The organism is Emticicia sp., from assembly GCF_049241225.1.
Classification (GTDB): Bacteria; Bacteroidota; Bacteroidia; order Cytophagales; family Spirosomataceae; genus Emticicia.
The window spans coordinates 1-8,514 of the sequence record NZ_JBMLRC010000337.1; the positions used below are offsets into that span (position 1 = coordinate 1).

The following is an 8,514-nucleotide window of genomic DNA, read 5'->3' on the forward strand; positions in this document are numbered from 1 at the left end:
TTGGAATGTTCACTTTCTCGAAAGATAAAACAACGGCTCGTTTGGCATCAGAATATTATATTAATGCCGTAAACGTAATGAAAGGAGCGGAGGCTGTTTCGGAATATACTTCTTTACCACGCCAAGAAGCTTTTAATATCGAATATTGGTTGTTGGAAGAAGCCAAATTACAACGTATGCCAAAGCCAAAAGCACTTTCGGGACGCATTGCATTGATTACAGGCTCGGCTGGTGGAATTGGTAAAGCAATCGCTAAGAAATTTGCCGAAGAAGGTGCGTGCGTAATCATCAATGACATTAATGAGGAGCGTTTGGAAGGTGCGAAAGCTGAATTTATCAAAACTTTTGGACGAGATGCCGTAGCAACTACTCTATTAAATGTCACCGATGCCGAAAGCACCGAAAAAGCACTTGATGCTGCTTGTTTGGCCTTTGGCGGCGTTGATATTGTGGTAAATAATGCAGGAATCAGTATCTCAAAATCTATCGCTGAGCATAGCCTCGAAGAATGGGATAGATTATATGATATTTTGGTAAAAGGACAATTCATCGTATCGAAAGCGGGTATCGAAGTGATGAGAAAACAAGGTTTTGGAGGTGATATTGTGAATATTGTATCGAAAAATGCGGTAGTTGCAGGGCCAAATAATGCAGGATATGGTTCGGCAAAAGCTGCTCAAGCTCATTTAACTCGCCTAATGGCTGCCGAAGTTGGAGGAGATAAAATTAGAGTCAATACTGTCAATCCAGATGCGGTTATTTCTGACTCAAATATTTGGGCAGGTGGCTGGGCTGAAGGCCGTGCAAAAGCTTACGGAATTACGGTCGAGGAATTACCAGCATATTATGCCAAACGTACTTTGCTTAATGAAATCATTCTTCCAGTTGATATTGCCAATGCTTGTTTTGCCCTTGTTGGTGGACTTTTAAGCAAATCAACAGGTAATGCCATCAATGTTGATGGTGGCGTTGCGATGGGCTTTTATAGATAGTTTTTCTTTATTTTCAAAAAAAAGGAGTTCAATGATATAAGCTAATTGTATCACTGAACTCTTTTTAATGAGAAAAAACAACCAAAAACTTCTTCTCTTACAAGGTAATTTAATCTACAAATTAGGCAGAAAATCAGTCAAAAAAGCACTGAGCGATGTCACCGTTATTTTATCTTCAATCTTATATGTTTCGTTGGTTTTGGCAATCACGAAGCCATGTTTGGCTTTGGTATCTTCCATCGTTATTCTAAAACCTTTGCCAATTTGTGGTGCAGAACTGAACTTTATTTCGATTGCGGCCTTCACAATGCCGCTGTGCTCGATAATCAAATCGCATTCGGCACCTTGCTGGGTTCTATAAAAATAAGCTTGAGCATCGATTAGCGTAATTTTCATTTCTTCAATGATTTGTTCAATCACAAAACCTTCCCACGAGGCCCCAACTTGTGGGTCTTCCAAAAGGTCAGCTTCCCGAATAATGTCTTTAAAAGCATGTAGGATACCACTATCTCGTAAGTATATTTTCGGAGACTTTACTAATCTTTTTGAGATATTCACGAAGTAGGGTTGAAGGCGGCGAACCAAAAATGCTCCTTCCATCAAATCTAAATATTTATTAACGGTTGGGTGAGTTAGTCCCATGGAGCGACCAATACTTTCGGAGTTCCACAAATTTCCATGCACGCTGGCCAGCATTCGCCAAAATCGTTCTATTGTTTGCGGTTCGGCCGTGAGCCCGAGTAAAGCCAAATCTTTTTCGATGTAGGTTTTTATAAAATTTTTCCGCCAAATCATACTTCCACGCTCCGAAGCCGCCAAATAAGAAAGCGGAAAGCCACCTCTGTGCCACAGTTTTCGCTCATTTTCAAAACCAACCTCATTAAGCAAGAAAGCAGACAATTCGATATACCCGATTCTACCAGCAAGCGAATCGGCACTTTTTTTTATTAAAGTAGGCGATGCCGACCCCAAAATTATAAATTTACCTACTTGCCTATCAGCATCAATGATTCCTCGTAATTCACTCATCAATTGAGGCATTTGTTGTATCTCATCAAAAATGATAAGTTTATCTCGGTGATTTTGCAAATACAAAACTGGGTCTGAGAGCTTCTGTCGGTCGGCTGAAGACTCTAAATCAAGGTAATGAACTGGCTGTTTTTTAGCCAAGTTTTTAGCTAACGTAGTTTTACCCACTTGGCGTGGCCCAATAATACCAACAACTGGAAAAATTGTCAAATATTCGACCAATAACACCTCAACGCTTCTTGAAATATCCATGAATTCTGTAAAATATATTTTCAATTTTCATGGTAAATATAATATCTATTTTCGATTTTTTCTAAAAATAAATGAAATGTAGAAAGTCTATTTTATAATATTTCAGCGGCCTACATACCCAAAATAAAGCGTTGATTTTTAGTATTTTGCCATTCATATAAAATTTATACGGCAACAGCTAAAATAGCTGCTCATTTGTGGTTGGTTTGTCAATTTAAATATTGAGAGAGTTAAGTGGTTGTATATAAACTAATTAGCTCGCAGTTGATTTATCAACTATTGACCGTTGACTATTTAACATCGAATAAATGAATCATTATTACGAAAAACTCTTTGCGTATGTGTCGGAAATTTTAATAATGCCCGAATACGATAAAGATTTATGCAGGAAATTATTCAAGCCCGTTTTTGTACCCAAAGATACGATTATCGAGAAGGCAGGAACAATCCATCAGAATCATACCTTTATTGTTTCGGGATTTATGCGAAACTTCTACCTCGATAATGATGGCAACGAAATCACAAATGATTTGAACGAAGATTCAAGATTTTTTACATCGTATTTCCACTTCATGAATCGAACAGTTTCCAACGAAACAGTACATACAATTACCGACTGCGAACTTCTCCAGATTAGTCGGGATGATGTGGATATTGCTGCCAATCAAGGAATTACCCAAAAAGATTATACAGTTCAGATTCTGAATAAACGTTTGGAAATAAATAAGCAACGAGCTTTTGATATGGCTAATTTATCGGCTGAAGCCCGATATCGTAAGTTTGTAAAAGAAAACCCCAACATTATTCGGAATGTACCATTGGCTTATATTGCTTCGTTTTTAGGCATCACACAAAGACATTTGAGCAGAATACGTAAGGAAAAGAAGTAACAAGCGTAATGTAATTTGGCATTTTGGAGAGTTTTTTTAGATTTATTTTTTTTGAGCCTCGATATAAAACCAAAAATATAAGCTCATAAGGCTTTTAAATCAGAAAAATACCACTCATCCAAATAGGACATTTGTCTAATAGGCATGAAGAGCAGCTATTTAATTTTGAAAATAAAAAAGCTATTCTTTATGCAAAAACATCTAACTTCTACTCAAAATTTATCCGAAAAAGCCAATTATAATCCAAAACTATTGGATTTCAGTGCTAAACTTTGGTTCATTATTACAACCATCGGGCAGTGGCTCTTTGGTGTGTACATCATTTTGGTTTATCAAGTTTCCACTTTTACTGGCAATTTTGAAAAATGGAATACTGTTTTGCCAAAAGGCTACGTACCCAATGACTTTAGAGGCAACCTGATTGTGGGGATTCATGTAGTTTTAGCAGCAATTATTGTCATCGGTGGGCCTTTACAGATTATTCCAAAGATTCGTGAGCAGTTTCCAACTTTTCATCGCTGGTTGGGCCGTGTTTATGTCATTACTGCTATCATCGTGAGTTTGGCGGGCCTAATCATGGTTTGGACACGTGGCACAGTTGGCGACTTGACTCAACACGTCAATATCAGTATTCAGTCGGTTTACATTGTGATTTTTGCGGTGTTTACCATTAAATCTGCCAGAGAAAAGTACTTTACTAAACACAAAATGTGGGCTTTACGTCTGTTTATGGTCTGTAGTGGTGTTTGGTTTTTTAGAGTCGGTCTGATGGCTTGGCTAATTATCAATCAAGCTCCCGTAGGTTTCAACCCTAAAACCTTCTCTGGGCCATTTCTTTCGGTCTTATCAACGGTCGTTTATTCGATTCCTGTATCATTAATTTTATTGGAAATGTATTTTTATGCCAAAAAGGCCCAAAATCAGCGTTTGAGTTATCTTACATCAATTATCATTCTCTTATTCACAATCATTACAGCAATCGGTGTTTTTGGGGCTACAATGGGTTTGTGGTTGCCAAGAATCTAATAAATAAAATAACAATGAAATATTCTAAAAAAATTGGTTTTCTAATAGTAGGAATTGTTTCCGTGGCTATCTGGAGTTTATTGCTGTGGAATTACACACACGGAGGTGTACCGAGCCACCACATTTTGAATAAAAAAGACCTGCCCGAAATCTCAAATTGGTGGGGTGGTTTACTATTGCCATTTTTTACGTGGTTGATGGTTTTGCGTATCGAAAGTAGAGAGAAACTAATGGCTTCTCAAAACTCTTTTCTGCCGTCAAGAGTACTCTATGGTTTTATCGGAGCTTTTGCGTATGGCATTTTGTTGGCTCTTCTTTTTACGTTTGATTACAACGAAATTTTAGACTACTTTTTTCCAAGTATCATTGTGTTATCGTTATTTTACCCAATTTATCGTGCAGAATGTCTATTGGGTTTTGTAATCGGTATGACTTTTACATTTGGAGCAATACTTCCGATGGGAATTGGTAGTATACTGGCGTTGATTGGGTATGTAATACATCAGATAGGGCAATTGGTGAAACGAATTATTTTGAAAAAGGCCAATAAGGGAAGGAGATAAGCACACTGAAAAACCGCTCGCCCGCCGCCCCCCTCACCCCTTTTTTGATTGGTAGTTTTTTTTGATTTTTTTCGCAGAATTCTGTGGATAACTTTAAATTTTTCTTCCTTTTTACCCTAAAAAATATAACATCATATATTTGAGTTATTTATCAATATAATATTTGATTGATTTAGGAGCCTCGTAAGTGATTGATTATTAGTGTGTTGTCGAGAGAAAACGGAGGTTTGGAATAAACAAAACGGAGGTTTGGAATAAAGTTTCGGGTAAGAAAACGGAGGTTTGGAATAAATAAAACGGAGGTTTGGAATAAAATTTGTGACGAGAAAACGGAGTTGTGGATTTTATTTCTCCGTTTTTATAAATATATTGCACCAAAATCTCATTAAAGTAATGAAAAGTAAGTATTTACAGGCTTTACAACAAGTATATTATCATAGATACTCGATTTATTTTTTTACTTTTTGATACCATTAAAGCTTACTCATAGATAGCATTTTAATGATTGAAATTACTAAACAAAACGGAGATTTGGAATAAGTTGCGGTTATTTTAAAAGTCTCAGCATTATAGTGGCCTTATTTTGATAAAATATGCTATTTTTTCCTTAAAAAAGTAGCTTTTTACGCAGAAAAACGGAGATTTGGAATGAGTTTTTTGGAGCAAAAACGGAGGTTTGGAATAGATATACGCCCACAAAAACGGAGATTTGGAATAAATAAAACAGTCTAGTTTGATAATTCTATTAGCTACTCACAAACGGAATAATACAGCATGGAGATAAAAGCAGACCCCATATTGAGTTTTGAAAAACGTCCTGATAATTATCAACCCAATCCGATTACTGAAAGTCGGCAAGAGTTTAGCGAAATAGAAAAAAAAATTGTCGTCAACGTTATTAATCAATTGGGGCGTGTGGCCAAAAACTGGAATGGGCATAACATCCATTTTGTCATTCCGTTTACTGAGCTTACCGATACCAACCATGCAAAAGTCAAGAAATCTGCCGAGTCAATAATTACTAAACGCATCACAATTGTTGATAAAGTATCTTCTTCGGCCAATGATACGTATTACCACCTAATTGTACCATTTACGGAGGTCTTATTGCGTAAAATCAACGGAAAAGACTATCTCCAAGTGGTCATGAATAGTTCGGTTGTACCTTTTTTTATTGAGTTGGGCAAGCATTTTACCAAATACAGCATTGATATTATGCTATCTCTTGGCTCGATTTACGCTCAGCGTATGTACGAAATTATCATGCTTCATGTGGGACGCAAACAACGCAAATTTAATTATTCGGTCGAAAAACTAAAGTTTATGTTTAATTGCCCCGAGAATTATACGTTCAACGAAATTAGGCGTTGGGCATTGGATACTTCTCAGAAAGAACTACAAGAAAAAGCAGGTATTGTATTCACGTATGAGCCATCAAAAAAAGAAGGAAAAAAAATCATAGAGTTGGAGTTTCATGTCAAATCAGAATTTGAGCTGGCACTCGAAGCCATGACAACCGAGGCCGAAACGTTTCAACGTGCCACCCCGATGGAGCAAAAAGATTACATCATGCGGTTATTGAATAATTATTCGTTTACTCGCCAGCAGCAAACCCAAATCATGGCCGACCCCGAAAAGTGGGCGATTTTTCTGAAAATTGATAGCGAAATATATAATGGTTTGAGAAAAGAAGTCGATAATCCGACGGCCTACATTGCCAAAAGTTTAGGTTTTAATGTAAAAGCCAAGAAGAAATAGTTAAAAACTATATGTGATTAGATAAAATTTGTGCAAAAATTTTTGGTTTGAGATAAAATATGTTTTTTTTGTAAAAAATATCTCAACGATGCTTACACCCGAAAAAATCCTAAAATTTTTAAAGCAAAAACCGGCATTAAATCTTTCTCAAATCGAAAAAGAAGCGGGCCTTCCTGCCCGAACTCTACTCAAAGCTTATAATGGAACATTAAAACTTAATGAAAAACATTGCCAATTGGTAGAGCCAATTTTACGAGAGTACGGATATGCCGATGCACTTTTTTCGAAAGCAAAAATTATCTCAATCGTAAATCATAAAGGTGGTGTGGGCAAAACTACTACCACTATCAACTTGGGCAAGGCATTGGCTATTTCTGGCTTTAAAGTTTTATTAGTTGATTTCGACTCCCAAGGTAATACTTCGCAGTGCTGCGGCGTGCATAATACCGAAACACAGGTAATTGATGCCATGCTCGGCAAAGAAGAACTCCCGATTTTAGCATTAGAAGAAAATTTGTTTTTGGCTCCGTCGAATATCCGAATGGCTTATCGAGAACTCGAATTAATCAATTCGATAGGCAACGAAAAAAGACTTAAAAATCGTCTTCAAAAGGTCAGCGAACAGTTTGATTTTATCATCATTGATTGTCCGCCAGCACTCAATATTTTTACGACCAATGCCTTGGTTGCTTCTGACCTCTGCATCATTCCGCTACAACCCGAAGCATCGGCTCTTTACGGTGTCGATAGTCTTTTCAATCGTATCTACGAAGTGAGAGAAGAATCGAACCCAACATTGATTGTAAAAGGTATTTTGTTTACGATGGTGACCGAAAATACCCTCGTGCATAAGCAAATGATTGATTACGTGAAAAAAGAATACAAACACGTGCCTATTTTTAATGTATTTATTGAGCGAGCCACTATCATTCAGCAGTCGCAGGTTGCTCAGCGAGATATTTTTTCGTATTCGCCCAAATCGCCAGTTGCTCAGCAATATGCCGAATTAGCCAAAGAGTTTTTCACCATTTAATGACCCAGAAAGATGGCAAAGAATTTTATGACAGCAATGGTGAATACAAAAATGGCTACTCCACCAGCCATGTATTCACAGACCGAGAAAATAAAAAAAGAGTTAATCATACTCGAAAACATAAAGAAATTTATTCCTGCACTTTCGGTCGAAGAAAAACAACAGTTGGAGCAGAATATTATAGAATTTGGCTGTAAAGATGCTCTTACAGTCTGGGAAACGACCAGAGAAATCATTGACCCACAAGCTGCATCGCCCGAGGAGCTTTGTTATGTGCTGATTGATGGACACAATCGTTACGAAATATGCCAACAGTACGGCATTGATTTTAAAATAATCATCGTCGAGTTTCCGACTTTCGATAAAGTCTATGATTTTATGATTGACCATCAGTTGGGGCGTCGGAATCTATCGCCCGAACAAATGTCGTATCTGCGTGGATTGAAGTATAATTCCCTCAAAAAAAATGAAGTTCAGCGAGATAAAAGTGGTAAATTTTTAGCCGAAGTTTTACCGAGTGGTCAAAATGACCAGACGGTAAATTTGATTGCCGAAACACCCGAAAATGATGCTCAAAATGCTGGTCATTTACCGAGTGGTCAAAATGACCAGACGGTAAAAAAAGTATCTTTATCAGAGCAGTTAGCCGAGCAATTTAATGTAGGTGAAAAGACCATCAGACGAGACGCCGATTTTGCCAAAGGCTTAGATTTATTACCGAATGAATTAAAAAATGAGGTTTTACAAGGGAAGTCATTATTGAATAAAGCCGATATTATTGAAATTGGCAAACAGAAAGATAGCAGCAAAGTAGGGGAGTTGCTTGATAAATTACTAACTAAAACTTCTGTAACGGCTACACCAAAAGCAGAAACGCCGATAATCAAGAATAAAGCTCAAGATAAAATCATCAATTTAGCCAAAAGTATAGCAACACCCGAAGATTGTGATAAATTGATAAACGAAATATT

At 37.0% G+C, this 8,514-nt stretch carries 8 protein-coding genes; 7 read left to right on the forward strand and 1 reads right to left on the reverse strand.

Features of this window, described 5'->3' with window-relative positions; translation table 11 throughout:
• The coding region (locus tag ACOVO2_RS17940) for an SDR family NAD(P)-dependent oxidoreductase (protein ID WP_421771301.1) at positions 1 to 992 on the forward strand (992 nt) is incomplete at its 5' end.
• A gap of 114 nt (positions 993 to 1,106) precedes the next feature.
• On the opposite strand, the gene ACOVO2_RS17945 is transcribed toward ACOVO2_RS17940, so the two are convergent.
• Positions 1,107 to 2,297, reverse strand: a complete 1,191-nt coding sequence (locus ACOVO2_RS17945) for an ATP-binding protein (protein ID WP_421771302.1) — start codon at positions 2,295 to 2,297, stop codon at positions 1,107 to 1,109.
• A gap of 284 nt (positions 2,298 to 2,581) precedes the next feature.
• Between ACOVO2_RS17945 and ACOVO2_RS17950 the strand changes: the two genes are divergently transcribed.
• The 6 genes from ACOVO2_RS17950 to ACOVO2_RS17975 all read left to right on the forward strand — a co-directional run.
• A complete protein-coding gene (locus ACOVO2_RS17950; protein WP_421771303.1) occupies positions 2,582 to 3,163 on the forward strand; it encodes a Crp/Fnr family transcriptional regulator in 582 nt (193 codons plus the stop codon).
• Between the two features lie 189 nt (positions 3,164 to 3,352).
• Positions 3,353 to 4,189, forward strand: a complete 837-nt coding sequence (locus ACOVO2_RS17955; protein WP_421771304.1) for a DUF2306 domain-containing protein — start codon at positions 3,353 to 3,355, stop codon at positions 4,187 to 4,189.
• A 14-nt stretch (positions 4,190 to 4,203) separates the two neighbouring features.
• On the forward strand, positions 4,204 to 4,752 hold the full coding sequence (locus tag ACOVO2_RS17960; protein ID WP_421771305.1) for a hypothetical protein: 549 nt from the start codon (positions 4,204 to 4,206) through the stop codon (positions 4,750 to 4,752).
• 774 nt (positions 4,753 to 5,526) lie between these two features.
• Positions 5,527 to 6,510 (forward strand): replication initiation protein, encoded by a 984-nt coding sequence (locus ACOVO2_RS17965; RefSeq protein WP_421771306.1) that lies wholly within the window; start codon positions 5,527 to 5,529, stop codon positions 6,508 to 6,510.
• An 88-nt stretch (positions 6,511 to 6,598) separates the two neighbouring features.
• Positions 6,599 to 7,543: a ParA family protein gene (locus ACOVO2_RS17970; RefSeq protein ID WP_421771307.1), complete on the forward strand. Its 945-nt coding sequence runs from the start codon at positions 6,599 to 6,601 to the stop codon at positions 7,541 to 7,543.
• A gap of 12 nt (positions 7,544 to 7,555) precedes the next feature.
• The coding region (locus tag ACOVO2_RS17975; RefSeq protein ID WP_421771308.1) for a hypothetical protein at positions 7,556 to 8,514 on the forward strand (959 nt) is incomplete at its 3' end.